Annotated in this window: 30 protein-coding genes and 1 tRNA gene; 11 read left to right on the top strand and 20 right to left on the bottom strand. The window is 66.5% G+C overall.

Translation table 11 applies throughout. The annotated features are described in order from the left end of the window. Positions 1–39 precede the first annotated feature (39 nt). The 4 genes from KBY78_RS00475 to KBY78_RS00460 all read right to left on the bottom strand — a co-directional run bounded on the left by KBY78_RS00475 (position 40) and on the right by KBY78_RS00460 (position 2,083). Entirely contained in the window at positions 40–492 is a 453-nt protein-coding gene (locus tag KBY78_RS00475; RefSeq protein ID WP_255141864.1) for a hypothetical protein, read from the bottom strand. Positions 493–504: 12 nt separating this feature from the next. Then, positions 505–747 carry a hypothetical protein gene (locus tag KBY78_RS00470; RefSeq protein WP_006170183.1) on the bottom strand — a complete coding sequence of 81 codons (243 nt, stop codon included), beginning with the start codon at positions 745–747 and terminating at the stop codon, positions 505–507. A 119-nt stretch (positions 748–866) separates the two neighbouring features. Next, the gene (locus KBY78_RS00465) at positions 867–1,505 is read right to left on the bottom strand and encodes a DUF4335 domain-containing protein (RefSeq protein ID WP_255141863.1); all 639 of its coding nucleotides are present in this window, start codon (positions 1,503–1,505) and stop codon (positions 867–869) included. Further along, positions 1,502–2,083 carry a DUF3038 domain-containing protein gene (locus KBY78_RS00460; protein WP_006170181.1) on the bottom strand — a complete coding sequence of 194 codons (582 nt, stop codon included), beginning with the start codon at positions 2,081–2,083 and terminating at the stop codon, positions 1,502–1,504. The genes KBY78_RS00465 and KBY78_RS00460 overlap by 4 nt, the downstream gene beginning before the upstream one ends. Positions 2,084–2,134: 51 nt before the next feature. On the opposite strand from KBY78_RS00460, the gene KBY78_RS00455 reads away from it, so the two are divergent. After that, positions 2,135–2,692: an adenine phosphoribosyltransferase gene (locus tag KBY78_RS00455; protein WP_255141862.1), complete on the top strand. Its 558-nt coding sequence runs from the start codon at positions 2,135–2,137 to the stop codon at positions 2,690–2,692. A gap of 2 nt (positions 2,693–2,694) precedes the next feature. Here KBY78_RS00455 and KBY78_RS00450 read toward each other — a convergent pair whose 3' ends face one another. The 5 genes from KBY78_RS00450 to dapB all read right to left on the bottom strand — a co-directional run bounded on the left by KBY78_RS00450 (position 2,695) and on the right by dapB (position 6,132). Beyond that, the gene (locus KBY78_RS00450) at positions 2,695–2,907 is read right to left on the bottom strand and encodes a DUF2949 domain-containing protein (protein ID WP_006170179.1); all 213 of its coding nucleotides are present in this window, start codon (positions 2,905–2,907) and stop codon (positions 2,695–2,697) included. 48 nt (positions 2,908–2,955) lie between these two features. Then, positions 2,956–4,188 carry an FAD-dependent monooxygenase gene (locus KBY78_RS00445; RefSeq protein WP_255141861.1) on the bottom strand — a complete coding sequence of 411 codons (1,233 nt, stop codon included), beginning with the start codon at positions 4,186–4,188 and terminating at the stop codon, positions 2,956–2,958. Positions 4,189–4,263: 75 nt separating this feature from the next. Then, on the bottom strand, positions 4,264–4,548 hold the full coding sequence (locus tag KBY78_RS00440; RefSeq protein WP_197164511.1) for a high light inducible protein: 285 nt from the start codon (positions 4,546–4,548) through the stop codon (positions 4,264–4,266). Between the two features lie 77 nt (positions 4,549–4,625). Beyond that, positions 4,626–5,270 (bottom strand): hypothetical protein, encoded by a 645-nt coding sequence (locus KBY78_RS00435; protein ID WP_006170176.1) that lies wholly within the window; start codon positions 5,268–5,270, stop codon positions 4,626–4,628. A 4-nt stretch (positions 5,271–5,274) separates the two neighbouring features. After that, the gene (dapB, locus tag KBY78_RS00430; RefSeq protein ID WP_255141860.1) at positions 5,275–6,132 is read right to left on the bottom strand and encodes a 4-hydroxy-tetrahydrodipicolinate reductase; all 858 of its coding nucleotides are present in this window, start codon (positions 6,130–6,132) and stop codon (positions 5,275–5,277) included. Between the two features lie 142 nt (positions 6,133–6,274). On the opposite strand from dapB, the gene bchH reads away from it, so the two are divergent. Next, positions 6,275–10,162 carry a magnesium chelatase subunit H gene (bchH, locus tag KBY78_RS00425; protein ID WP_255141859.1) on the top strand — a complete coding sequence of 1,296 codons (3,888 nt, stop codon included), beginning with the start codon at positions 6,275–6,277 and terminating at the stop codon, positions 10,160–10,162. Between the two features lie 4 nt (positions 10,163–10,166). Here bchH and KBY78_RS00420 read toward each other — a convergent pair whose 3' ends face one another. Further along, the gene (locus tag KBY78_RS00420; RefSeq protein ID WP_255141858.1) at positions 10,167–11,120 is read right to left on the bottom strand and encodes a glutathione S-transferase family protein; all 954 of its coding nucleotides are present in this window, start codon (positions 11,118–11,120) and stop codon (positions 10,167–10,169) included. A gap of 79 nt (positions 11,121–11,199) precedes the next feature. On the opposite strand from KBY78_RS00420, the gene KBY78_RS00415 reads away from it, so the two are divergent. The 3 genes from KBY78_RS00415 to katG all read left to right on the top strand — a co-directional run bounded on the left by KBY78_RS00415 (position 11,200) and on the right by katG (position 15,102). Continuing rightward, entirely contained in the window at positions 11,200–11,805 is a 606-nt protein-coding gene (locus KBY78_RS00415; RefSeq protein WP_255141857.1) for a nitroreductase family protein, read from the top strand. A gap of 39 nt (positions 11,806–11,844) precedes the next feature. Continuing rightward, the gene (locus KBY78_RS00410) at positions 11,845–12,675 is read left to right on the top strand and encodes an SDR family NAD(P)-dependent oxidoreductase (RefSeq protein WP_255141856.1); all 831 of its coding nucleotides are present in this window, start codon (positions 11,845–11,847) and stop codon (positions 12,673–12,675) included. 222 nt (positions 12,676–12,897) lie between these two features. Next, positions 12,898–15,102 (top strand): catalase/peroxidase HPI, encoded by a 2,205-nt coding sequence (gene katG / locus KBY78_RS00405; RefSeq protein WP_255141855.1) that lies wholly within the window; start codon positions 12,898–12,900, stop codon positions 15,100–15,102. A gap of 309 nt (positions 15,103–15,411) precedes the next feature. Here katG and folP read toward each other — a convergent pair whose 3' ends face one another. Together folP and KBY78_RS00395 are read right to left on the bottom strand one after the other, a co-directional pair. Next, complete coding sequence (gene folP, locus KBY78_RS00400) at positions 15,412–16,239, bottom strand: dihydropteroate synthase (protein WP_006170168.1); 828 nt, start codon at positions 16,237–16,239, stop codon at positions 15,412–15,414. 1 nt (position 16,240) lies between these two features. Then, entirely contained in the window at positions 16,241–16,513 is a 273-nt protein-coding gene (locus tag KBY78_RS00395) for a hypothetical protein (RefSeq protein WP_255141854.1), read from the bottom strand. 148 nt (positions 16,514–16,661) lie between these two features. Here KBY78_RS00395 and KBY78_RS00390 point away from each other — a divergent pair. Continuing rightward, positions 16,662–16,746 (top strand) — tRNA-Ser (locus KBY78_RS00390). Between the two features lie 186 nt (positions 16,747–16,932). Next, positions 16,933–18,171: a phage integrase central domain-containing protein gene (locus tag KBY78_RS00385; protein WP_255141853.1), complete on the top strand. Its 1,239-nt coding sequence runs from the start codon at positions 16,933–16,935 to the stop codon at positions 18,169–18,171. Positions 18,172–18,204: 33 nt separating this feature from the next. Here the strand turns inward: KBY78_RS00385 and KBY78_RS00380 are convergent, their stop codons facing one another. From KBY78_RS00380 to KBY78_RS00345, 8 genes are all read right to left on the bottom strand, one after another. Continuing rightward, the gene (locus KBY78_RS00380; protein WP_255141852.1) at positions 18,205–18,408 is read right to left on the bottom strand and encodes an AlpA family transcriptional regulator; all 204 of its coding nucleotides are present in this window, start codon (positions 18,406–18,408) and stop codon (positions 18,205–18,207) included. A gap of 32 nt (positions 18,409–18,440) precedes the next feature. Then, entirely contained in the window at positions 18,441–18,689 is a 249-nt protein-coding gene (locus KBY78_RS00375) for a hypothetical protein (protein WP_255141851.1), read from the bottom strand. Next, positions 18,689–19,345, bottom strand: a complete 657-nt coding sequence (locus tag KBY78_RS00370) for a hypothetical protein (protein ID WP_255141849.1) — start codon at positions 19,343–19,345, stop codon at positions 18,689–18,691. The genes KBY78_RS00375 and KBY78_RS00370 overlap by 1 nt, the downstream gene beginning before the upstream one ends. Beyond that, positions 19,335–19,580 (bottom strand): hypothetical protein, encoded by a 246-nt coding sequence (locus KBY78_RS00365; protein ID WP_255141848.1) that lies wholly within the window; start codon positions 19,578–19,580, stop codon positions 19,335–19,337. The genes KBY78_RS00370 and KBY78_RS00365 overlap by 11 nt, the downstream gene beginning before the upstream one ends. Beyond that, on the bottom strand, positions 19,573–19,752 hold the full coding sequence (locus KBY78_RS00360) for a hypothetical protein (protein ID WP_255141847.1): 180 nt from the start codon (positions 19,750–19,752) through the stop codon (positions 19,573–19,575). Before KBY78_RS00360 ends, KBY78_RS00365 begins: the two co-directional genes overlap by 8 nt. Next, positions 19,727–19,954, bottom strand: a complete 228-nt coding sequence (locus tag KBY78_RS00355) for a hypothetical protein (RefSeq protein WP_255141846.1) — start codon at positions 19,952–19,954, stop codon at positions 19,727–19,729. The genes KBY78_RS00360 and KBY78_RS00355 overlap by 26 nt, the downstream gene beginning before the upstream one ends. A gap of 43 nt (positions 19,955–19,997) precedes the next feature. Then, positions 19,998–20,744 (bottom strand): hypothetical protein, encoded by a 747-nt coding sequence (locus KBY78_RS00350; protein WP_255141845.1) that lies wholly within the window; start codon positions 20,742–20,744, stop codon positions 19,998–20,000. Positions 20,745–20,817: 73 nt separating this feature from the next. Then, positions 20,818–21,609 (bottom strand): helix-turn-helix domain-containing protein, encoded by a 792-nt coding sequence (locus KBY78_RS00345; RefSeq protein WP_255141844.1) that lies wholly within the window; start codon positions 21,607–21,609, stop codon positions 20,818–20,820. 170 nt (positions 21,610–21,779) lie between these two features. On the opposite strand from KBY78_RS00345, the gene KBY78_RS00340 reads away from it, so the two are divergent. The 4 genes from KBY78_RS00340 to KBY78_RS00325 all read left to right on the top strand — a co-directional run bounded on the left by KBY78_RS00340 (position 21,780) and on the right by KBY78_RS00325 (position 25,681). Next, positions 21,780–21,989: a hypothetical protein gene (locus KBY78_RS00340; RefSeq protein ID WP_255141843.1), complete on the top strand. Its 210-nt coding sequence runs from the start codon at positions 21,780–21,782 to the stop codon at positions 21,987–21,989. Between the two features lie 27 nt (positions 21,990–22,016). After that, entirely contained in the window at positions 22,017–24,167 is a 2,151-nt protein-coding gene (locus tag KBY78_RS00335; protein WP_255141842.1) for a PriCT-2 domain-containing protein, read from the top strand. A 308-nt stretch (positions 24,168–24,475) separates the two neighbouring features. Next, entirely contained in the window at positions 24,476–25,192 is a 717-nt protein-coding gene (locus KBY78_RS00330) for a hypothetical protein (RefSeq protein ID WP_255141841.1), read from the top strand. Positions 25,193–25,303: 111 nt separating this feature from the next. Beyond that, positions 25,304–25,681: a hypothetical protein gene (locus KBY78_RS00325; protein ID WP_255141840.1), complete on the top strand. Its 378-nt coding sequence runs from the start codon at positions 25,304–25,306 to the stop codon at positions 25,679–25,681. Positions 25,682–25,686: the final 5 nt, after the last annotated feature.

Below are 25,686 nucleotides of genomic sequence, written 5' to 3'. Positions count from 1 at the left end.
GTCGCTGGCTCCCCGGCCCTGAGCACAGCGCCCCTGCGCTCAGCGCTCGGGACGATCCGGCGCACGGATACGCACCACCGACCACACCAGTCGGGCCAAACCCGCCGGCAGCGCCAGCACCCCGCCCAGCCCCGGCATCGCCAGGCCCAGCAGGCGGTACACCCCGTTGATCAGCAACAGCAGCGCCGCGATCGCCAGGCCCAGCAGCAGCAGCAGCCCAGAGGCCTGCAGCAGGCCCACCAGCAGACTGATCAGACCATTGCCGATCTGGCTGAGCCCGCGGATCAGAGCGCTGATCACCTTGCTGAGCACCAGCAGCGAATCCAACCGGCTGGGGAGCTGCATCAGCAGCAGCAGCACCCCGATTCCAGCCGCCCCGTTCAGCAGGGCCATCACGGCCTCCCGCCAGGGGGATCCACTCCGCCGCTGGCGCGAGAACACCTTGCGGGGCAACTGGCTCTTGCGGCCCGGATCCGGCAGGTGCGTCTTCATGGCGGCGGCCTCTCAATCGAGCGTGTAGCCCGCACCACGCATCCAGCGCTCGAATTCCAGCAGCACCAGTTCATTGGGGCAATCCACCAGGCTGAGGCCCGCCACAGTGCAATCCCCCTGGCCGCCGTGGTGAAGCGAAAGGTGAAAGTCCTTGCCACTGAGGCCACAGACCTCGGGATCACTGCGCACAACCACATCCAGGGAGGCCCCCAGCCGATTCACCCGTCGGCGCAGTTCAGACCAGCTGGTGGTCATGGCTTTGTCGTCATCGCAGCAGGACCATGGAGCGCAGACTCATCGGCAACCCAGGCAACGCCAGGGGGCTCTCCCTTTGAGTGTGGCCACAGGTTCCTGTTCGTCAATGGGGCAGGCACTTAGCGGGGAGGGGTGAGCGGGGAGGTGGGGGTGGCCGCGCGGCTGGCGGCCGGGGCGGCCGTGCGCCGCGGCAGGGGCACCATCAGGCCAAGGGCGGCGGTGATCGCCAGGGCGGCCAGACCGGCAGCGGGGGCGGCCAGGCGCTGACGCAGGGGCACGCGCTCAAGGATTTCGCGGCGGTGCAGGGGCCGATCGGGGGGCAGGCTGAACCCCAGCTGCACGCGGGGATCGAGGCGGAGCTGATCCAGGCAGCGCACCAGGTCAGCAAGCTCGGCGTCATCGAAGCTGAGCTCAAGGGGCTGGGTGTCGGGCTGGCTGCTGTGCAGGCGCAAGCGGTGGGCCAGGCGGTTGCGCAGGCCGGCCCTGGAGGAGGAGATGGGCTCCATCTGCACAGGATCCGTCGCCGCCCCCATCGGCTGCGGCACGGAACTCACGAGATGACGTGCGTAGGGCAGCACCACGGCCAGCAGGGACTGGAGGTGATCGCGTTTGCCCTCCAGGGTGGGATGACCGGCCAGATCCAGCTCCCAGGCCGAGAGGATACCGATCACCTCCGGTCCGTGGCCGGCGGAGAGGTCAGGGAGTCCATCGATGCGCAGGCGGCAGCTGGTCTGCTCGTAGCGGTAACTGAGTTTCATGCCGCAGCATCCATCAAGCTGGCTTTGAGACGGTCGAAACCGCCCCGGCCGGAGCCGAAGGCCAGTCCCTGCACCAGCTGACGCTGCAGCCGGGGACCCTCCTGGGGATCCAGCAACTTCTGCACGCCTCCGCGGCGGGGATTGAGACGTTCGCGCACCAGTTCATCGAGCCGGGTGCGGAACAGCTGCCAGCGCTGCTGGGTGACCGGTTCAGGTTCAGAGGCCGAGAGCAGCTGCCGCAGCATCGGGTAGAGCCGCTCGGCCATGGCACAGAGCAGGCTGATCAGGGCGTCGGTTTCAGGTTCGCTGAGTTCGCCCCGGCGGCAAGCCAGCCTCAACGGGTTGTAGCAGCGCCGCTTCCACAGCTCCACACGATTGGGGAAGAGGGAGCCGAAGCCGAGCTGGCTGGCCATCCAGACCATGGCTTCGCCACCGTTGAGATCGAGGGCCTCGACGCTGAGCAGCATCAGGTCGAGCCGCTCCAGCCCCCGGCGCGAGAGGCGGGCAGCAGGCCGTGGCGGTGGGGGCTGCTCCACGGCGGCTTCCGCGGTTGGAGCGGTGATTGTGACGTCGGCCATGGCTGCGATGATGCCAGCGCCCGCGCCGATCCGTCACCCGATCGCTTCTCCATGGCCCTGAGCACCACAGTCCCCGAGTTGGGCGAGCCCATTGATCTGCGGGGACTGGTCAGGGATGTGCCCGATTTCCCTAAGCCCGGCATCCTCTTCCGCGACCTCACTCCGCTGATGCGTGACCCCCGGGGCTGGAAGGAAGTGGTGCGCCTGTTGGCGGGGGTTTGCGCGCAGCTGCGCCCGGATCTGATCGTGGGCATCGAATCCCGGGGCTTCATCGTGGGCACGGCCCTGGCCACGGCCGTGGAGATCGGCTTCGTGCCGGTGCGCAAGCCCGGCAAGCTGCCCGGCCAGGTGCGCGCCGTGGACTACTCCCTGGAATACGGCCACGACCGCCTCGAGATCCAGCACGACGCTCTGGCGGGCGGGCCGCGGGTGTTGATCGTCGACGACCTGCTGGCCACGGGCGGCACCGCCGCGGCCTGTGCCCAGCTGGTGACCGAGGCCGGCGGCGACCTCTGCGGCTTTGGCTTCGTGGCGGAGCTGGCGGACCTCGGCGGGCGCTCGCGCCTGCCAGGAGACCATCCGGTGGAGTCCCTGATCGTCTACGCCTGAGATCAGGCCTGCTGGTCCTGCCAGGCCAGCACCTGATCGAACTGATCGAGGCTGATCAGCCCGAAGCGCCAGAGGATCACTGGCAGCGGAGCCTGCTCCTGATCGGCCTGGCGGATCCCCAGCGCCAGCGCGTTCTCGCTCAGGCCCTGCTCATGGCGCAGGTAACGCACCAGGGCGGAGGAGGGAATCGGCTGGGGGGAGGTGCTGATCACCATCGGATCATTGGAGCTCTCGGGCTCACGCGGGCCGGAGCCGTGCTGCCCTCACTCTGACCAGCGGGCGGCAAGGCGGCAAGGGCCCAGGGTCATCGCCTTGAGGCTGAGGTGCCTCAGGGCGCTGGAGCGGCGCATCAGGCCGAGAGCCAGCCGGCGACCCCTCAGCAGCAGCGGCTGCCGGTTGGAGAAGATCCGCACCAGCAGGTCGGTGCTGAGCAGGGTGATCAGCACATCGGCCCAGCGGCGGCGGCCATAGGCCCCGGCCACCGCGGCAGGCGACAGCCCTCCTGCCGCCGCCCGCAGGGCCTGCCGCTGCAGGTCCTCCACATCCCGCCAGCAGAGATTCATCCCCTGGCCGCCCACCGGATGGCAGCGATGGGCCGCCTCACCCACCAGGGCCAGCGAACCGCGGTGGAAGCGGCGGACGAGCTCGAGAGCCACCGGGAAGGCCCGGGGAGTGTCGAGCAGGGCCTCGGGCTGAAGGCTGTCCGGAAGCGCGGTGGCGAGGGCATCGAGAAAGGCCACGGGATCGAGCGCTTCCAGCCGTCGCAGGCGCTCAGCCGGAGCGCTCCAGACCAGCTGGGCGGTGCCGTCGCCAAGGGGCAGCACGGCGAATGGACCCTCGCGGCGAAAGAGTTCCCAGGCCTGATCGGGGGCCGAGCCGCGCAAGCGCACCTGGGCGGTGAGACAGCCCTGGCGGTAGGGGAGGCTCCAGCGCCTGATCCCCGCCGACTCCCGGGTGGGCGAGGCGCTGCCATCGGCGGCAACCAGAAGATCGGGCGGATCGAGGGAGTCGGCCACAGGGATTCCAGCCTCGCCAAGGCTCAGACTGATGCCGGGATGGGCTTCAAGCTGCTCCAGCAGCCGTTGCATCAGCGGATGATGCTGCAGGATCCAGCCCACAGCCGCTGCCTCGTCGGAGCGGCCCACACCGAACCCCACCTCGGCCGGGCCGAAGCCGATCGCTCGTCCTGCCTCCAGATCACAGAGCCGCAGCGAGCGAAAAGGAACCGCCACATCCGCCAGCTGCGGCCAGAGCCCCAGGCGCTGCAGAAAGAGGCGACTGGAGTGGCTGAGGGCATAGGCGCGGTGGCGTGCCTGAAGCTGAGCGCCGCTGAGCGGATCCATCAGCTGCACCCGCCAGCCCGCCTGCGCCAGAGCCAGGGCCGTCAAGGCACCGGTGGGCCCCCCACCGAGTACGCGGGCCCGGAGCAGGGTCGACCGCTCAGTGATCGGCGGACAAGCTGGGGCCAGCACAGGGGCCAGGGCAAAGGCGCTCATGGGCTTCAGTGGCGGCCACAACAAAGCCGCAACAGAAAGTCTGCTGCGGCCAGTGGTTGAGTGCGGTGGCAGGACTCAGCCGATGCCGAGCAGGCCGCGGGTGAAGGCCTCGCCGCCCAGGGCGAATTCAGTGGCCAGGAGGGCAATGAAGCCAAGCATGGCCATGCGGCCATTGAGCTTCTCGGCGCGCTCGTGGAACCCCCAGCCGCTCTCGGGGCTCACCACTTCCATGCGGGGCTCGGTGGCGAAGGCATTGAGTCGGCCGCCGTCTTCGGTGGTGACGGTGGCGCCGCGGATGGTGGCGCGCTCGCTGGCGGTCACAGGAGCCGAGCTGGGGGCGGTGGCGGTGGCTTGAGCCATGGGGATCTCCGTTTCGATGAACTCAATGTAACACATTGTTGCGGAACGTAAACACCTGTTGGTTGAAGCGGGCCGCTTCAGCGCAGGCGCCGCAGGCACAGCTCCTCGAAAGCCGGCCGCAGCAGGTAGGGATACTCGCCCACCCAGACCTTGAGCTGCGGGATCCAGGCGTCGCTCATGGCATCGATCCGGGAGAAATCAGGACGCTCGCTCAGCACCAGACCGCGGACGACCATGCCGCGGCGGATCGTCTGATGCTTCTTCTCCATCGGGAAGCGCACCGAGCCCAGGTAGCCGTCGTCGTCTTCCAGCTCCAGCGAGAGCCAGGTGCGCCGGTTCTCCACCAGCTCCAGCCGACCGCGCTGATCCGCCTGCTCCTTGCGCTGCTCCACCAGCTCCTTGGTGAACAGGTCCCCCACCCGCGCCTCGTAGAGCGCCGCCCGGGGGTAGCGGCGCAGGGTGGCGTTCTTGCGGCCGGCCTCGAGGATCGGGCCCCAGAGCACGTAGAGCAGCAGCACAAAGCCCGCCACCAGCCAGAGCGAACCGAAGCGGTAGGAGAACTGGCTCTGGGCGATCAGCAGCGAGATCACCCCGCCGATCACCGAGATCAGCACCCGCTGCAGGATCTTCTGGGGATTGCCGCTGCAGAAACTGAACTGGGGACCGCTGGCCACCGCCGGAATCAGTCGCTGCAGTTCACCGGGTTTGAGGGGAATCAGCATGGCGTCAGAGCAGGCGCTCGAGCCCGTAGACCAGGCCCTGCAGCTGGCACACCCGGCGCAGGGTGAGCAGCACGCCGGGCATGTAGGCGGAGCGCTCAATCGTGTCGTGACGCAGGGTGTAGGTCTCCCCCGGGGCGCCGAACATCACCTCCTGGTGGGCCACCAACCCGGGCAGCCGCAGCGAGTGCAGCCGCAGGCCGCTCTCCCGCTGACCGCCGCGGCAGCCCGCCAGCGTTTCGTGCTCCTCCACCTGGGGCGCATTGAAGGTTTTGCCCAGCTCCTCGATCAGCTCGGCGGTCTTGAGACAGGTGCCGCTGGGGGCATCCGCCTTGCGGTTGTGGTGGAGTTCGGTGAGCTCGGCGAAGTCGTAGAAACGGGCGGCGGCGGCGGCGGCCTGCTGCAGCAGCACCATGCCCACGGAGAAATTGGGAATCACGGCACCGCCGATGCCGGCCTTTTCGGCGAACACCGCCAGCTCACCCAGTTGCTCGGGGCTCAGGCCGGTGGTGCCGATCACCGGATGGACGCCATAGGCGATCGCGGCGCGGGTGTGCTCGTGGACCACCGAGGGGTGGGTGAAATCCACCAGCACAGCCCCGGCTCCGGGACCATCGCCCCGCACCGCCTGGCTGGCCTGGCAGAGGCAGCCTTCGAAATCGGCGGTGATCGCCACCTCCAGCTCCCCCAGGCCCAGCTCCAGACCCACGTCGGCCCCCTCCTTGCCAGGGGTGGTGTCGATCGCGCCGATCAGGCGGCAATCCCCCGCTGTGGTCACGGCTTTGACCACCTCGGCCCCCATGCGGCCCAAGGCACCGGCCACCACCACCGGGATCGAAGCAGGGAGCGCGTCGGTGGGGGTCATGGGCCGGGCGTGATCTCTGCGTGGGGGGAGCCTATGGCGTCGATTCCGGCCCCGGCGGCGCTCCTGTAACGCCTTGGGGCGCAAAGTCACGCGGCTTGAGGAGCTTTCGTAGGCTCCTTCACATTGCTCAACTCCAGCGCCGATGTTCACGCAGGTCCGCTCCGCCAACCGCCGGGTCAGCCCTGGCAACGGCGAGGCCCCAGCCGGCAGTGAAGGTCGGGCGGTGATGCGTGCGGTGTACGTGGTGCTCGAGCCCCAGTACCAGAACGCGCTCACCCAGGCGGCCACCAGCCTCAACGCCACCAACCCCGCCCTGGCTGTTGATCTGAGCGGCTACCTGATCGAGGAGCTGCGCGATCCGGAGAACTACGCCGCCTTCTGCGCCGATGTGGCCGAAGCCGATGTGTTCATCGCCTCGTTGATCTTCATTGAAGACCTGGCCCAGAAGGTGGTGGAGGCGGTGGCGCCCCACCGCGGCCGCCTCAAGGCCGCCGTGGTGTTCCCCTCCATGCCGGAGGTGATGCGGCTCAACAAGCTGGGCACGTTCTCGATGGCCCAGCTGGGCCAGAGCAAGAGCGCCATCGCCAGCTTCATGAAGAAGCGGAAGGAGGCCAATGGCGCCGGCTTCCAGGACGCGATGTTGAAACTGCTCAACACCCTGCCCACGGTTCTCAAATATCTGCCGGTGGAGAAGGCGCAGGACGCCCGCTCCTTCATGCTCAGCTTCCAGTACTGGCTGGGGGGAACGCCGGACAACCTGCGCAACTTCCTGTTGATGCTGGCCGACAAATACGTGTTCCCCCGGGGCGACACCGGCCGGCCCGAGCTCGAGGTGGCCGAACCGGTGGTGTTCCCGGATCTGGGCCTCTGGCATCCCCTGGCGCCGGGGATGTTCGAAGACCTCAAGGAATACCTGAACTGGAACGCCAGCCGCGCCGACCTGAGCGAGAAAGCCCGCAGTGGTCCGGTGATCGGCCTGGTGCTGCAGCGCAGCCACATCGTCACCGGCGACGAGGCCCACTACGTGGCTGTGATCCAGGAACTGGAATACCGGGGCGCCACGGTGATCCCGGTGTTCTGCGGCGGGCTGGATTTCTCCAGGCCCGTCAAGGCCTTCTTCTACGACCCACTCAATCCCGAGCAGCCGATCGTGGATGGGGTGGTGAGCCTCACCGGCTTCGCCTTGATCGGCGGCCCGGCCCGCCAGGACCACCCCCGCGCCATCGAGGCGCTCTCGAAGCTGAACCGGCCCTACATGGTGGCCCTGCCGCTGGTGTTCCAGACCACCCAGGAGTGGGAGGAGAGCGACCTGGGTCTGCACCCCGTGCAGGTGGCCCTGCAGATCGCCATCCCCGAACTCGATGGCGCCATCGAGCCGATCGTGCTCAGCGGGCGCGACGACGCCACCGGCAAGGCCCACACCCTCCAGGACCGGGTGGAAGCGATCGCCGAGCGGGTGATCCGCTGGGCCTCCCTGCGCACCAAGCCCCGCCTCGACAAGAAGCTGGCGATCACGGTGTTCAGCTTCCCGCCCGACAAGGGCAACGTGGGCACCGCCGCCTACCTCGATGTCTTCGGCTCCATCCACCGGGTGCTGGAGGAGATGAAGCGCAAGGGCTACGACGTGCAGAACCTGCCGCGTGATTCCAAAGCGCTGATGGAAGCGGTGATCAACGATCCCGAGGCCCTGCAGGGTGCACCGGAGCTGGCGATCGCCCACCGCATGAGCGTCGAGGAGTACGAGCGGCTCACCCCCTATTCCGAGCGGCTGGAGGAGAACTGGGGCAAGCCTCCCGGCAACCTCAACTCCGACGGCACCAACCTGCTGATCTACGGACGCCACTTCGGCAATGTGTTTGTTGGCGTGCAGCCCACCTTCGGCTACGAAGGCGATCCGATGCGGCTGCTGTATTCCCGCAGCGCCAGCCCCCACCACGGCTTCGCCGCCTATTACACCTATCTCGAGAAGGTCTGGGGAGCCGACGCGGTGCTGCACTTCGGCACCCACGGCTCGCTGGAATTCATGCCCGGCAAACAGATGGGCATGAGCGAAACCTGCTACCCGGATTCACTGATCGGCGCCCTGCCGAATCTTTACTACTACGCGGCCAACAACCCCTCAGAAGCCACGATCGCCAAGCGGCGGGGCTACGCCGCCACGATCAGCTACCTCACCCCACCGGCCGAGAATGCAGGGCTTTACCGGGGCCTGAAGGAGCTGGGCGAGCTGGTGGGCTCCTACCAGCAGCTGCGCGAGAGCAGCCGCGGCGTGCAGATCGTCAATGCGATCGTCGAAACGGCCCGCCAGCACACCATCGGCAAGCCGCCCACCGCCGAGGAGGCGATCGCCACCCTGGTGAACATCGCCGCTCTGGAGCGGGAGGAGGAGGGCTACCGCAGCCTGCCGGCCCTGCTCGCCGAGAGCCTGGGCCGCACGATCGATGAGGTGTATCGCGGCAACGACGCCGGGGTGCTGGCGGATGTGGAGCTGAACCAACGGATCACCGAGGCCTGCCGCGGGGCGGTGGCCTCGATGGTGCGTGCAGTCACCGGCAGAGATGGCCGGGTGGATCTCAAGGGCCGCTTTGGCTGGTTCTTCGCCCTGCTGGAGCGCTTCGGTTATGAGCGGCCCAGCCCCTGGCTGAGCGCCTGCCGCGCCTCAGGCTTTGCGGCAGTGGAGCCCACCGAACTCGACAAACTGTTCGGCTACCTGCGCTTCTGCCTCGAGCAGATCTGCGCCGACATGGAGATGGAGAGCCTGCTGAGGGCCCTCGACGGCGAATACGTGATCCCCGGCCCCGGTGGCGATCCGATCCGCAACCCGGGCGTGCTGCCCAGCGGCAAGAACATCCACGCCCTCGACCCCCAGGCGATCCCCACCCGCGCCGCCATCGCCGCCGCCAAGGTGGTGGTGGACCGGCTGATCGAGCGCCAGAAGGCCGAGCAGGGCACCTGGCCGGAAACGATCGCCTGCGTGCTCTGGGGCACCGACAACATCAAGACCTACGGCGAATCCCTCGCCCAGATTCTCTGGTTCATCGGTGTGCGCCCCGTGCCCGATTCGCTCGGCCGGGTGAACAAGCTGGAGCTGATCTCCCTGGAGGAGCTGGGCCGCCCCCGCATCGACGTGGTGGTGAACTGCAGCGGCGTGTTCCGCGATCTGTTCATCAACCAGATGGGCCTGATCGATCAGGGCGTGAAGATGGCCGCCGAGGCCGATGAACCCCTGGAGCTGAACTTCGTGCGCAAGCACTCCCAGGAGCAGGCGGCGGCGCAGGGCATCAGCCTGCGCGAGGCCGCCACGCGGGTGTTCTCCAATGCCAGCGGCAGCTATTCATCGAATGTGAACCTGGCGGTGGAGAACAGCACCTGGGAAGAGGAGGGCGAACTGCAGGAGATGTACCTGTCCCGCAAAACTTTCGCCTTCAACGCTGACAACCCGGGCGAGATGAACCAGAACCGCGACGTGTTCGAATCGGCAATGAAAACCGCCGACGTCACTTTCCAGAACCTGGAGTCGGCCGAGATCTACCGCACCGGTGTCAGCCACTACTTCGACTCCGACCCCACCAAGCTGATTGCAGGGCTTCGCGACGACGGCAAAGCCCCGACGAGCTACATCGCCGACACCACTACCGCCAATGCCCAGGTGCGCTCGCTGAGTGAAACGATCCGGCTGGATTCACGCACCAAGCTGCTCAACCCCAAGTGGTATGAGGGCATGCTCAATTCCGGCTACGAAGGGGTGCGCGAAGTGGCCAAGCGGCTCAACTTCACCCTCGGCTGGAGCGCCACCAGCGGTGCAGTAGACAACTTCGTGTATGAAGAGGCCAATGACACCTTCATCAACGACGCTGAGATGCGCAAACGACTGATGGAACTCAACCCCCACAGCTTCCGCCGCATCGTGGGCACTCTGCTGGAAGTGAATGGTCGTGGCTACTGGGAGACCAGCGAGGAAAACATCGCCCAGCTCCAGGAGATCTACCAAGAGATCGAAGACCGGATCGAGGGAGTCACAACTCCCTGAACGGCTACGGCCAGTCGATCAGCGGGCCAGCCGGGACCACACCGGAAGGGTTGATGGTGGGATGGCTTTGGTAGTAGTGGCCCTTGATGTGCTGCATGTTCACGGTCTCAGCCACTCCTGGGAAGAGATAGAGCTCACGCACATAGCGCCAGAGGTTGGGGTAATCGACGACGCGGCGCAGGTTGCACTTGAAATGGCCCACATAGACAGCATCGAAGCGCACCAGGGTGGTGAACAGCCGCCAGTCTGCTTCGGTGAGGCGCCTTCCGAACAGGTAGGGCTGATCCGCCAGGCGCTGCTCCAGCAGGTCGAGGGTGGCAAACAGTGGTTGGATGGCCTCGTCGTAGGCCTCCTGGCTGGTGGCGAAGCCGCAACGGTACACACCATTGTTCACCGTGTCATAGATCAGCTGATTGAGCCGATCAATCTCATCCCAGAGAGTCTCGGGATAATAGTCGCCGGGGGCGGCGCCAAGGCCATCGAAAGCGCTGTTGAACATGCGAATGATCTCCGAGGATTCGTTGTTCACGATCTGCCCCGTCGCTTTGTCCCAGAGCACTGGCACCGTGACTCGTCCGCTGTAGTTCGGGTCGGAGTTCGTGTAGATCGTATGCAGGGCCTCGGCGTGGTGGATCGGGTCAGGGATCACCCCTTCCCCCGGCTGAAACGTCCAACCCTCGTTCCCCATCAACCAGTGGACCACCGACACCGACACCATCGAGGCCAGACCCTTGATGCTGCGGAAGATGACCGTGCGATGGGCCCAGGGGCAGGCGTGGGAGATGTAGAGGTGGTAGCGATCCGCTTCGGCGCCAAAGCCCCCTTCGCCGCTGGGACCGGGGCGGCCGTCTGGCGTGACCCAGTGGCGGAACTGCGAGGCGGAGCGAATGAACCGTCCGCCGCTGCTGCTGGTGTCGTACCACCGGTCGTGCCAGACCCCGTCAACGAGCAGTCCCACGCCAGAGCCCCAGAGGCGCCCACCGTAACCAGCGTGAGCCGATAGGGTCGGCCCCAAGATCCCCTGCCGCTCCCTTGCCATGGACGTGATCGACGCCATCTACGCCCGGCGGGCGGTGAAGCACTTCGACCCCAGCCACCGCCTTACGGCAGAAGAGGAGCGGCGACTGCTGGAGGCCACCATTCAGGCGCCCACCAGCTTCAACATCCAGCACTGGCGGTTTGTGATCCTGCGCGATGCCGGCCTGCGGGCCACGATCCGCCAGGACTGCGGCAACGACCAGGCCCAGATCAACCACGCCTCCCTGCTGGTTCTCTTCACCGCCGACATGAAGGCCTGGAGCAAGCAGCCCGAGCGCTACTGGGTGAATGCTCCGCAGCCTGTCGCTGAACTGCTGGTGGGCTGGATGGGCCCCTTTCATGAGGGCAGGGAGTGGCTGCAGCGCGATGAGGCCCAGCGCTCAATCGGCCTGGCCATGCAGACCCTGATGCTGGCAGCCACCGGCATGGGCTACCAGAGCTGCCCGATGATCGGCTTCGAGATCGAGAAGCTCTCTGAGCTGATCCGTCTGCCGGCAGACCATGTGATGGGTCCGATGGTGGCGATCGGCAAAGGCACCCAGGACCCCTGGCCCAAACCGGGGCAGCTGGCGCTCGACGAGCTGGTGGTTGAGAACGGATTCTGACCCTGGGGGGGGTCAGAGCCTTGAGCCGAATCCGCTTCGATGGCCCAGAACCCAGTGGTGACAGGAGCTGAAGCCAAAGGTGATGTGGAGGCACTGGCAATGAAAGATTTTCGACTGGATGGCAAAAGGGCTTTGATTTCCGGAGGCTCAAAAGGCCTCGGTGCCGCAATCGCGGAAAGATTCTCCGAGGCTGGAGCAGACATCGGTGTGATCGGCAGGGACAGGGATGCACTGAGCAGGATCAAAAGCATTGTCGAGAACAACCATCGCAACTGCTGCGTGATCGAAGAAGACGTGTCTTCGATCGAGGGAGCCAGGCGAGCCGGCGACAAAGCACTGGCCATCCATCCAGAATGGGATGTCCTTGTCAACAATGCCGGCATTGCCAGAGTCCAGTCGATCCTTGAAACCACCCAGGGCAACTGGGATGATATATTTTCAGTCAATCTTCGCTCAGCCCTGCTTCTTTCTCAGGCCATTGTCCCCCAGATGATCAAGAGGGGGCATGGAAAGGTGGTCAACATCTCTTCGATTGGGGCCTTCATCGGCACCCCAGGATTAGGAGCCTATGCGGCATCAAAAGCAGCCCTCAACCAACTGACCAGGACCATGGCCGTTGAATGGGGTCCGCACAATATTCATGTCAACGCTCTCTGTCCAACGGTCATCCTGACCAAAATGGGCCATGACATCTGGGACAGTCCTTCCATGGAAAAACCCAGACGGGAGAAAGAACAAAGAATACCCCTGCATCGCTTTGGAGAACCGTCAGAAGTAGCCAATGTTGCCCTGTTTCTGGCCAGTGCCGCATCGGATTTTGTTCAGGGAGTCTCTCTTCCTCTGGATGGAGGCTTGACCATCGCTCCTTAGAGACCTGCAGGCCGACCTCGGTGATGACCATGACCGGGACTCGTCTTTGATCTGCAGTGAGTCGGAGAGCCGACTACGCAGGCAGCGAATCCCTGGGCGTCGAGCCACTCAGCCTGGCCCCTCAGCCGCTACGGATTGTGTTGGGCGCCTGCTCCCCCCGGCGGTGCTGCATACGGTCGAGAGGGATGACTCCAGCCCACGTCGCTTGCCAGGAGACAGTCGATGACCGCCATCAGCCAGTGCCCATTTGCGGGCCGCTCCGGGGCGCCCACCACAGCCGGGGATCAGTCGAACCGCCACTGGTGGCCCCACCAGCTCAACCTGGCCATCCTTCACCAGCATGCGCCGGCCTCCAACCCGCTCGGGGCAGCGTTCAACTACGCCGAGGCGTTCAACGAGCTGGATCTCGCCGCCGTGAAGCGGGATCTCCATGCCCTGATGACCGACTCCCAGGACTGGTGGCCGGCTGACTGGGGGCACTACGGCGGTCTGTTCATCCGCATGGCCTGGCACAGCGCCGGCACCTACCGCACCTCCGATGGCCGAGGGGGCGGCGGTACAGGCAACCAGCGCTTCGCTCCGATCAACAGCTGGCCCGATAACGGCAACCTCGACAAGGCCCGCCGCCTGCTCTGGCCCATCAAGCAGAAGTACGGCAACCGATTGTCCTGGGCCGATCTGATCATCCTGACCGGCAACTGCGCCCTGGAATCGATGGGCTTCCCCACCTTCGGCTTCGGTGGCGGCCGCGCCGACATCTGGCAGCCCGAGGAGGACATCTACTGGGGCAAGGAGACAACCTGGCTCGGCGATGAGCGCTACAGCGGTGATCGGGAACTGGAGCAGCCCCTGGGGGCCGTGCAGATGGGCCTGATCTACGTGAATCCCGAAGGCCCCAACGGTGAACCGGACCCTGTGGCCTCCGGGCGGGACGTCCGCGAAACATTCGCCCGCATGGCCATGAACGACGAGGAGACCGTCGCACTGGTGGCCGGTGGTCACACCTTCGGCAAGGCCCACGGCGCCGGATCCCCGGATCTGATGGGACCGGAACCGGAAGGGGCCCCGATCGAGGAGCAGGGGCTGGGCTGGCACAACCGGTTCGGCAGCGGCAAGGGGGCCGATGCCACCACCAGCGGCATCGAAGGAGCCTGGAAGCCCAACCCCACCACCTGGGACCGGGGCTATTTCGAGATGCTCTTCGGCTACGAGTGGGAACTGGAGAAAAGCCCCTACGGCGCCTGGCAGTGGCGGGCGAAGGATGTGCGCGAGGAGCACCTGATCCCGGACGCCCACGATCCATCGAAGCGGCACCGGCCGATGATGACCACGGCCGATCTGTCGCTGCGCTTCGATCTGATCTACGAACCGATTGCCCGCCGCTTCCACCAAGACCAGCAGGCCTTCGCCGACACCTTCGCCCGCGCCTGGTTCAAACTCACCCATCGCGACATGGGGCCCAAGGCGCTCTACCTCGGTCCTGAGGTGCCAGCCGAAGATCTGATCTGGCAGGACCCGCTCCCCGCCGTCGACCATCCGCTGATCGGCCCCGCCGCCGTTGCCGAGCTCAAGGCCCGGGTGCTGGCCTCCGGGCTCACCACGGCGGAGCTGGTGGCCACGGCCTGGGCCTCGGCCTCCACCTTCCGCGGCTCCGACAAGCGCGGCGGCGCCAACGGCGCCAGGATCCGCCTGGCGCCCCAGAACGGCTGGGAGGTGAACCAGCCCGAGCAGCTGGCCCGGGTGCTGGCGGTGCTCGAAGGGATCCAGAAGGCCTTCAACGCCGCCCAGGCTGATGGCACCCTGGTGTCCCTGGCGGATCTGATCGTGCTGGCGGGATGCGCCGCGGTGGAGGCAGCGGCACGAGCCGCAGGCCACGCGGTGGAGGTGCCCTTCAGCCCGGGCCGCACCGATGCCAGCCAGGAGCAGACCGATGCCGCCTCCTTCGCGGTGCTGGAGCCCCAGGCCGACGGCTTCCGCAACTACCAGAAGCAGGCCTTCAGGGTGCGGGCCGAGGAGCTGTTGATCGACCGGGCCCAGCTGCTCAGCCTGAGCGCGCCGGAGATGACGGTGCTGGTGGGTGGCCTGCGGGTTCTGGGGGCCAATGCCGGCGGCTCACCCCACGGCGTGTTCACCCAGCGCGTCGGCACCCTCAGCACCGACTTCTTCGTGAACCTGCTGGATATGGCCACGGTGTGGACGCCCAGTTCCGAAGCCGCGGACACCTTCGAGGGGCGCGATCGCCACAGCGGCGAACTGCGCTGGAGCGGCACCCGGGTGGATCTGGTGTTCGGCTCCAACTCCCAGCTGCGGGCCCTGGCGGAGGTCTATGCGCAGGACGACGCGCCAGCGAAGTTCGTGGCCGACTTCATCGCGGCCTGGTGCAAGGTGATGAACCTGGATCGCTTCGATCTCCGCGCCGGGGATTAACGCAGTCCAGCCAACAACAACGCCAGGCCCAGAACGAAAGGGAGCATAAGCAGACCAAACCCTGGCTTGAACGCTTCAGTCATTGGGATTGTTGCTACAGGAAAGATACAAGGAACCCGGCCCTCCGCCACCAGCCCAGAAGCAGGGATTGACGATCGTGGAGGTCAGTGTCTTCCATTTATCATTCCTACGCTTGTGGGCCTTCAATCTGAATTTATAGGTCGTGTTCGCCAGAATCGTTTGATTCTGCGCATCGAACTGCACCTCGGGCAATGTACTCACAACGCTGTCGTAGTCGCCAGCGTTCGTTCAGCTGCGCCGGATCGCGTCCACCATCCGGGCCGTCTGCACGATCGGGCCCACATCGTGAACCCGCAGCACATCGGCACCTGCCGCGATCGCTTCACTGCACACAGCCGCTGTTCCCCAGAGCCGCGCCCTTGGCCTGGGTTCGTTGAGCACCGCACCAATGAACCGCTTGCGCGAGGGACCCACCAACAGGGGAAAGCCCTCGCGCCGCAGCGCCGCCAACCCCCGGAGCAGAGCCAGGTTGTGTTCGGTGGTCTTGGCGAAGCCCAGGCCCGGATCCCAGATCAGCTGCCGGGCGCACACACCGGCCGCCAGGGCTGTTTCGGTGGAACGGAGCAACTCCTCACGCACCTCGGCCAACACATCGGTGTAAGTGGCCAGATCATCCATGCTGCCGCTGTCGCCGCGGCTGTGCATCAGCACATAGGGACAGCCGAAGTCGGCCACCACCGAGAGGATCTCGGGATCGCGGCGGCCCGCACTCACATCGTTGATCCAGTGGGCACCGGCCGCCAGGGCGGCTGCCGCCACCGGCGCGCGAAAGGTGTCGATCGAGAACAGGGGGCTGGCGACATCGGCGCAGGCGGAGCGGATCAGGGCCAGAGCCGGCAGCACCCGCGCCTGTTCTTCTTCAGCGTCGATCTCCACCGCCCCCGGCCGGGTGCTCTGGCCGCCGAGATCGAGCAGATCCGCCCCCTGGCGGAGCATCCGCCGGGCCTGGCGCAGCGCCGCCTCGGGCCGCTCAAAGCGACCGCCGTCGCTGAAGGAATCGGGCGTGACATTGATCACGCCCATCACATAGGTGCGCGCGCCCCAGCTCAGGGCCATCTCAGGCGGGGCCGGGCAGATCGGTGAGGTCAATCAGGATCTGCTGGAGGTCATGGTCAGCGCTGGGGCTGGGGCGGGTCAGGAGTGCAAGGTGAAGGAGTCGCATCCGGTGACGGATCTGCCCCACCTCGTGGCTCCCGAGCGCGCAGCCAAGATCATGGGCCGAGGCGATCAGGTCCTCATCGTTGCCGTCCTCGAGCCGTTGCCGCAACACAGGGTCCTGCTCCAGACGATGCATCAGAGCATCCACCGCTGAGTCGGGGGCTGATCCCATGGCATCCGGGCTGGCTGACAGGAACGTACTGCGATCCACTCCCGCCAGCGCCCGCCGATCCGAAATCGCCCTGGCCAGCGTGGGCGCGGCCGAGGTTCCATGGGAAACTGTCGATGCCAGCGGCCCTATGGGCTGATGGCAGGCCCCTGGAGGGGTGGTCGAGTGGTTGATGGCTCCGGTCTTGAAAACCGGCGAAGGGAAACCTTCCGCGGGTTCGAATCCCGCCCCCTCCGTTAACCGAGATTTTTAGGGTTTTCCTGGGGGTCTCTTGACGTCCCTGGATGTACCCATACTGATTGCAGTGCAGTGGTTCTGGGAGATTGCGGCGTCCCAGGGCATCCCTGGAAAAACCGTGGCAGCAAAAAATAGTGGTGGTGTAATAGGTGGTGTACGATTTGGAGTGGTGGTGTAAATGCGCCATGGCTCTAACCGACGCAGCTGTTCGCGGGCTGCCACTGCGGTCTCAGCGTTACCGGGTTTCTGACAGCGCTGGCCTGCTGCTCGAGGTGGATCCGGCTGGCGGCAAGTACTGGCTCTGGCGCCACCGTTTTCCGCCCACCAAGGACGGCCGCCGGCAAGATCTGCGCCTTGGTCCCTACCCAGCCGTCTCTCTGAAAAGAGCTCGCGAACTCAGAGATGAGCAGAAAAAGCTGATGCATGATCAGGGAATCAATCCCTGCGAGGCCAAGAAGCGGCAGAAAAGCGAGCGTTGGGGCCTTCATCAGAAGCTCTCGTTTGAGGCGGTGGCCCTCGATTGGCACCGCACCAAGAGCGCCGGCACCTGGAGCGCTCGCCATGGCGACGACGTGATCAAGAAGCTCAACAAGGACATCCTCCCGGCGATCGGCAGCTTGGCCATCGCCGAGATCTCCGCTTTGGATTGCCTGGGCGTGTTGCGCTCCATCGAGAAGCGGGGTTCTCACGAGACCGCCAAGCGCTCGCTTGGGATCATCAGCTTGGTGCTGGATTACGCCGTGGCCCTCGGCCATTGCACCAGCAACCCAGCCCACTCCCTCAAGCGCCACGCCCCGGTCAAGCAGACCACCACCCACTTCCCCTGCCTGCTTTGGAGCGAGCTGCCCGAGCTGTTGGGGGCGATGCGGACCAACACCGTCAAGGCAGATCCCACCACCCTCAACGCCATGTGGCTGTTGGCACTGACCTTCGTGCGCACCAGCGAGCTGATCGCTGCGCGATGGGAGGAGATCGATCCCAACTGGCGCGGACCAGATGGCGATCACCAGGCGGTCTGGACGGTGCCGGCCGAGCGGATGAAAGGCAAGCGCGGCAACCGGAAGGAGCATCTGGTGCCCCTGAGCCGTCAGGCCGCGGCGATCCTGCAGGCCCAGTCCCTCCTCACAGGCCCCAAGGGCTTCGTGTTCAAGAGCTTGCGCACCAGCAGTGGATACATCAGCAACAACACCGTCAACATGGCGCTCAAGCGCATGGGTTTCGATGGGCGCATGTGCGGCCATGGCTTCCGGGCTCTGGCGATGACCAACGTGCAGGAACAACTGGGGATTGACCTTCGCATCGTCGACCGACAGCTGGCTCACATCGAGAAGAACAAGGTGACTGCGGCCTACAACCGTGCTGAGTACTGGCCGCAACGGGTCGTGATGATGCAGCGCTGGGCTGACTTGCTCGATCAGGTGTGAGCCGGGGGCTGGTGCGCACCCCAAGCGGTCTGCTCACTCCGGCTCATGCCCATTCAGACGTTCTACGATCCAGGCTTCCAGATCGTCCTGTGACCAGGCCACGGTGCGGGGACCAATGCTGATCTGCCTGGGGAATGCCCCGGCGGCGATCAGTTTGTAGATCGCCGTCCGGGAGAGGCCGACCTTCGCCTTCACCTCTGGAAGGCGAAGCAGTCGACGGGTTGGAGCAGTGGTCATGGGTCCAGAAACCAATGGGTGCGTCGGGCCTCTCAATGGGCTCGCGTGATCGGGCCGGTGCTCTCAGCGCCACTGGGGAGGGATGGAATCCGCGGCTCAGTGGGCCTGGGCGGCACCGGCCCGGCGAGCACCAGCAGCACAGTGCTGATCTGAAACAGCAGCAGGAGCCAGATCAGCCGGTGCAGATAGCGGAGGTTGGTGATCGTTACGAGGGTGTGACGCGGCGCTCGCTGGCAGAAGCGCGGCAGCTGGGGCCGGCGTGGATCGGAGGTGCGGGCCATCAGAACGGCACCTCGTCGTCGTCGCCGAACTCATCGTCGAAGTCATCGCCCTCGCTGAGGGGAATGGCGCGCTGCTGGCGTTCGCTGGCCTGATCGTCGCGGTAGGCATGCTCGGCCGCCTCGATCCAGGCAGGATCGCTGCCCTCGCTCAAGCTGATCGGTCCGTAGAAACCGATGGTGACGTTGCGCGGCACCGCATCGGCTTCCGCCTGGGTCTCGATCTTGTTGCCCTTGGGGTTGCCGTCCTGGTCGTACTGCTGGGCCCAGCGGGTGGCCAGGGTGAGCAGATCGCCGACGTTAAGCTTGCCCTTGCGGTGCCCCTTGCGCGCCTCGATCCAGTCCCCGAAGCCCTTGGCCTTGAGGATCACCCGCACCCGATCGCCCGGTGCCGGCACCGCTGCCTCGTCGCCGAGCTTGGCCTCCATCGAGGTGCCGGGCAGGGCGACGCAGTGGATGACGATCTCCTGCTTGACCTTGGGGTTCCCTTGGCGGTCCTTGCCGTTGGGGATCGGCTCCATCTCGCCGCTGGCCAGGTTCTTGCGCAGCCGGTCGCGCTGCTCGGTGCGCACGATCGCCAGCGTCGCCACTTCCCCGAAGCGCTGCTGACGGATCACAGGGGCGCCGATGCGGGCGCCGTCGTTCAGTTCAATCGCCATGGCTCTGATGGGGGCTGGTGTTCAGGGGGGGTAGGGGTTCAAGGCCGGCGCCGAGCCGCATCAGGTGATGGGCGGCGCCGCTGATCGAGAGGCCGTGCTGCTGGCGCAGTTGCTGCAGGGCCTGCCAGACATCGCTGCGGACCTTGGACTGCAGGTAGTGGCCCCCGTCCGGGGCCCTGGGCTGCTCGTGCTGGCGGTGGCCGTAGGCGATGCGGCGCGCCCGTGGTTCAGCCATCACTGAATCCGCCGTAGGGATTGCACGCCTGGCAGCCGCAGCCGGGAACCCTCACCAGTTGCAGCTCGTCGATGGCGGCCTGCAGGGCCGAGCACGACTGGACGAGGGCGGCGGCGCGGGGAGGCCAGAGGCAGGACCAGGCCTGCTCAAGCACCGGAGTCCAGATCGGCACCTGGTGTCGGATGGTCTTCAGCAGCAGGCCACTGCCGCGGTGGCGGAGCCACCAGCGCGGGCTCGCAACAGCTCTCGACGGCCCGGGCCAGCCAGCGCAGCAGGTGAATCTCGCTGGCCCGGCGCATGAGCCCATGAATGCGGCCGTCCGGGACATCGCGGTAGTAGCGGGCGGCCAGCTCCCGCTGCCGCTGATCGGCCACGTCAGTAAGGAGGCGAGCGGCATGGAGCAGTTGCAGGGTCTGCTCATGACGGCACCCCCGCGAGCTCCCGCTCGAAGCGGTCGATGAAGTCGGCATGGCGGCGCTGGGTGACGCGATCGGTGATGGTGCGGGCGGTGCTGGGAACCTGGAACTGGGAGCGGAAGGCGATGGTGAAGCGCTTCCAGATCTCCTTGTCGCTGCGGGCCATGGCCTTGAGCATCGCGGTGAGGGTGGCGATCTCCTGGGGCTCCAGGGGCTCAAGGCCAAGCTGGTCGTGCTCCGGCTGGAGCGGGGCTGCCGGGGTCGGGGTCGCCACCGGCTCTGGCGACTCAGCAGCGGCGGTCTGCTGCTTTGCGTCAGTGCTGGGACTGGGCTGTTGCTCGCCTGCAGCGGCCGCCGCAGAAGACGGCTCTGCCGTCGTATCCCCGGCCTTGCTGGGCTGAGCCTTCGATTGCACAGGAATGCCGAGCAGGCCCGTCAGCAGGCGAGCGCTCAAGGCGAAGTCCGCGTCATAGGCGCTGGTTTCAGCACTGAGTTGGGCGCCGTCCTTGTGCATCAGCACGACCACGGTGCCCTCCCCGCTGCTCTGCACCGAGAAGCTGAAACCCATCGCGAAGGCCGGCTTGGCGGCGGTGACCACGGCCGCCAGGGTGAAGTCCGTTGCTGGTTTGAGATCGGCCTGGAAGGCGGAGAGCGCTTCTGCCAGCACACACTCGGCCTGCCACTGGCGCTCGTGGGGGCTGACGTGCTCACCGAGCGGCGGCGGGCCGGTGGAGGGGGTGGTGTCCATGGGGCGTGGGGCGGGACCGTCGCCCGCATGGCCCGGATCTTAGGGGCTCGCTAATGCGGGGCGCAAGCCTTCCTCAGGATTCCGAGGCTGCTTTGGGTTTGGCCTTGCTCCGGCCCCCCTTGCCCTTGGTCTTGGCCTTGGTCTTGATCGCTTCCGGCTGGCCGCTCACCGGTTCGGCGGCGCCGGCTGCTGACGGCAGGGTTTCGAGCCAGGTTTGGATCCAGCGCTCGGGCAGCCACTCGCCGTCCCATAGCTCCTTGAGCTGCTCGGGTTCGTAGTCGCCAAATGAGGTGAGCACCGTGCGTAGCTGCTTGCGCAGGGGCAGGGGGGCCTGGCGTGCGATCTCCTGCACCGCCTCGAAGGCATCGAGGTCCCGCTCGTCCACGGCGCCGCTGACCAGCTCGCGCCAGGTCTGGCTCAGGGCCCTGGCCTCCTGGAGCGCCACGGGCGGGGCCTCGGGCCTGGGCTTGGGCTGGAAGGCCGTCGGCACCGGCCGAAGGCCGACATAGCAACTCCACAGCTCGATCGGTCCCCACAGGGTGCCGTCGTCATCGACGATCGCCATGGCGCCCTTGAGCTTGTCCTTGAGGGACTGGCTCTTGACGCGGCCCCAGCCTTGATCAGCGATGCGGCGGTTGACCTCGGCGAGCTGGAAGAACGCAGGCCGGCGCAATTCACCTGCTTTGCCCTGCTCGATCGCGCTGAGGTTGCCGTAGCTGATCGCCGGGAAGCCGGCCTCCTTGCCCCAGTCGGCGACGGTGTACTGGGTCCAGCCGTTGCGCTCCCGCCACAAGCGGAGCATGCGCCCGAAGGCCAGGCGAGCCTCGGCCTGGCGCGCCTCGATCTGGGCGAAGGATTCGGCCATGCCTCACAAGGCTGAGGTTCGTTAGCGGCACGGTAAGGCATGGTGCTGCGGCTGCCCAGCGTTCACAAGCCTTCGTTGCGCAAGCACTCCTATGGCCGTTTCCGTATTTTCCTCAGCCTTGCGAGGACGGGTCAAACGGGATACGGTTCGACTCCCCGCGCTACCAAGCCGTGCGTCCTCTTGCCGTGCGTCTGCCCCCTGAGCTGATCCATTGGCTCGACGCGCATCGCGGCGGCGAGGCCCGCACCACCTTCCTGCGGGCGATCCTGCGCGATCACATTCGCCGCCAGAGCAGGAGCAGGTCCCGTAACCGCCCTGCGGTGAGGGACGCAACCAAGGACAGCGCCATCGCCCCACAGCGGCAGCCGCCGCTCCTCTGAGCCCTCCCACTTTCAGGCCCTGCGCTGATGCCCCTGCCTGCCCAGCTGATCGAAAGCCTGCAGGCGATCGATTCCGACTGGGCGCTGCTGCCGATTGATGGCCGCAAACGACCGGTCGATGCGCTCAGCGGTGAGCCGCTGCTGGCCTGGGGCAACAGCGGCCTCGACCTCGAAGCGATCACCGCCCTGGCCGACAACCCCCACGTCCATGCCGTTGGGGTGCTGCTTGGACCTGCCTCTGGTGTGCTGGCCCTCGATTTCGATGGACGCGGCGCCGCCGCCTGCTTCCGCCGCATCTACGGCCGCTCGCACCGTGACCTGCCGCCCACCGTCGGCTGGTCATCGGGTCTGCCCCATCGCGGCCAGCTCGCCTTCCGGGTGCCATTTGAGAGTTGGGATCTGCTGCGGGGCCGGCGCCGCTGGACCGGTGCCGCGGTAGAGGGCAAGACCAGAACGGTCTTTGAGCTGCGCTGGGCGGGCCACCAATCGGTGATCGCCGGCGTCCACCCCGAGACGGGTCACTACCGCTGGATGCAGGGCCGCTCTCCCGATCAGGTGTCGGTGGCCGATGCACCGGAATGGCTGCTGGAGCCGCTCTACAAGCAGCCCGATGAACCGGTCTGCGGCGACTACGCCCCCACGGCGGCGGATGTGCCCCGCGCCCTTGACCTGCTCCAGCACATCCCTGCGTTGGAGGACTACGAGGGCTGGCTCACGGTCGGCATGGCCCTCCACTCGGTCGATCCCGGCCTGCTGGCTGCCTGGGTGGAGTGGTCACGCGGCTGCGCCGGCTTCGATGAGGCCGAGTGCCTGGCCAAGTGGCGCTCCTTCAAGGGCCGTGGCGTCACGATCGGCAGCCTCCACCACCACGCCGCCGCCGCTGGCTACCAGTACCCGTGGCCGGCCGGCGACGATCAGGAGAGCGAAGCCCCTGCCTCTGGACCCCAGCCGCTTCCCGAACCCGCCCGCGATGCGGTGATCGCCGGGCTGCGGGAGCAGCCGCTGGATCTGCTGCTTGAAACCCGCGACACCTGGGCCCAGGAGCAGGCGATTCGCACCACCCTCTGGAGCGTCGGGGTGACGGGCCAGGCGATCGACGAGCGCATCTACTACGCCCTGGCCCACCGCTGGGAGCTGCCGCTGCAGAACTCCCACAACGGCGGCAGCCGCAACCGCCGCCTCAGCGATCCGATCACCTCGCCGGCGGAGGACCTGCTGCCGGGCTTTCTGCTCTGGCGCCGCGATCACCTGCTCTTTGGCGCCGGCGGCAGCGGCAAGACCATGGCCGCCGCCGCCATGGCGGTGTGCTGCATCAAGGGCCTCCCCTTCCTCGATCAGGAGATCCCGCCATCGCGCCGCGGGCGGGTGCTGTGGATCGGCACCGATGGCGGCGAGGGCGCCCGGGCGATGGTGCGCGAGTACCTGGAGGATCTCGGCTGTGCCGAGGACCCTTGCGTGGATGAGCAGCTGACGATCTGGGCCGCCGAGCCGGCCGATGGTCTGCCCTCCTGGTGCTGCAGCCCCTCCGGCCTGCAGGAGCTGCGCCTGGAGCTGGCCGGTGGTGGCTACGCCCTGGTGGTGATCGATTCGCTCAAGGCGGTGCTGGAGCTCGCCGGCATCAACTTCGGCATCGGCCCGGTCGGCACCCTGCTGCGTTTGCTGCAGGCGCTGGTGTGTCGCCACTGCTCCCTGCTCTGGCTGCACCATCCGGCTGGAGGCAAAAGTGCCGGCAAGGGCCTGCAGGCCGCCGCCGGCAGCCAGAACATCAATCAAATTCCCTCGGCGGTGCACCAGCTCACCCGCAAGCTCGAGGACCGGGGGCCCTGCAACGTCTGGAGCGTCCACAAGCTGCGCGGCAGTCCGCCACGGGAGTTCAGCTATCGCCTCACCGAAGACGGCTTTGCGATCACCGAAGGCCTGATCACGCGCAACTGCCGCGTTGCGGTGCTCGATGCCATCGAGCTGCGGCAGGCGGGCGGTCTGCCGACCAGCACCGCCTACCTGTGCACCGATCTCGGTGGCTTCCAGGAGGGCTCGGTGCGCAACAACCTCACCTGGCTGCGCAAGCGGGGGCTGGTGCGCAAGGCGGGGCTGGCCTGGCGGCTGAGCCCACAGGGGCAGAAGCTGCTGGAGCTGACGCGGCAGGGCGGAACTGAGCAGCAGGTCTGGATGACCTGAACCGCTCGCCAGGCCGCTGCACCAATTCGTTGGCTCGCCTCGCCCTGTGTGTGTCCCCCTTCCATAAAATGAAAAAGTGATTTTTTCCTCCTAAAGCACTGCAGTGCAATCGTTCTCAGCGATCAGAATGGATGAAAAGGCTGTGAAAAGCTGGGAGAACGACGTGAACCAGATCCGCAGCAGCGTTTCACGGCCATTACCGCGGTTTTCATCGATTTCATTCCGTGTCACCGCCTGCACGGCAATCGATCTACCGGAATTTTTCACGACTTCACTCCCTGACGTGTACCCCCCTCCCCCCAGCCGGCATGACGACCACTCGCTGGCTTGAACCGATCGCCGGCTTGCAACGCCTCGACCCGCAGCATCGCTACTGGCTGGACGATCACCTCTTCCCGGTCTCAATCACCGGTGTGCTGCAGGTGGCCAAGTCCAGCTACGCCCTCGGCCGCATCGAGGCCAGCCGTGCCGTGTGGGAGCCGCGCGGCAACACCTGCCACCAGGCCCTGGAGCTCTTCCTCAACGGCCGCTTCCGCTCCGGTGTGCTCCCATCCGATGGACACGGTCAGGGCAACACCCCGAGCGGGGCGGAGGTTGATTTCGAGGCCTACCGGGAGTGGATCGAACCGCTGATCGGCCACGAGCGCTGGCAGGCGGTGGAGGTGATCGCCTCGGAGCGCCCCACCTGCTGTCTGGTGCGCAATGTGGCCGGCACCTACGACACCGCCTACATCGACCCACACCTCCCCGCAGCAAGCGAGCGCCCAGCTGGGGTGAGCGGCCCGGCGCGGGTGCTGGCCGATCTCAAGAGCCTCACTGCCAGCGGCAGCACTTACTGCACCCGCGCCCAGATCGGCGGCTACCTGGCCCTGGAGTGGAGCCAGGGCAACTGGTTCGACTACGGCCAGACGATCTGGAGCCGGCCGGGCCGGACCCAGTTCTCGCCCCCATATCCCCGGCGGGAGTGCCTGGCGGCCTGGGCCGCGGTCTGGGCCCAGTACGTGGCGACCCACCGCCCCTTCTGAGCCCACAGGGCTCGCTATCGCGAGGTGCCTGCTTGCGGCTTGCATTATCGGGCCGTTACATTGGCTCGCAAACCAGGGCGCCCTGGATTCTCTGCTCGCCAGGCGAACGCCATGGTCTCCCGCCCCGCTCTGGTGCCAGTCTCCGCCGCCGCCGAGGTCGTCGCTCAGGCGGAGCCCCTTGATCTCGACGCCCTGCTCGATCGCATTACCCAGCTCAAGGCGGCGCAGAAGGCGATCGAGAGCGAACTGACCCCGCTGCTCGATCAACTCCATGCCGCCTTTGATGGCGGCGAGCTGGATGCCTCCTTCTCCCACAACGACTTCAGCTTCTGCTGGTCGCCTGGCCGCCTCTCCTACGCCTACCCCGAGCCGCTGCGGCTGCAGGAGCAGAGCCTCAAACAGGCCCAGAAGTCTGCTGTGGAATCCGGCACCGCCACCATCCAGCACGGCAACCCCTTCTGGACCATCAAGGCACCCAGGGCCGTCTGAGCCGG

The sequence above is a fragment of the Synechococcus sp. EJ6-Ellesmere genome, assembly GCF_024345875.1.
GTDB lineage: Bacteria > Cyanobacteriota > Cyanobacteriia > PCC-6307 > Cyanobiaceae > Regnicoccus_A > Regnicoccus_A antarcticus.
Note: the sequence above shows the minus strand (reverse complement) of the source record. Positions and strands in the feature narration are given on the sequence as shown.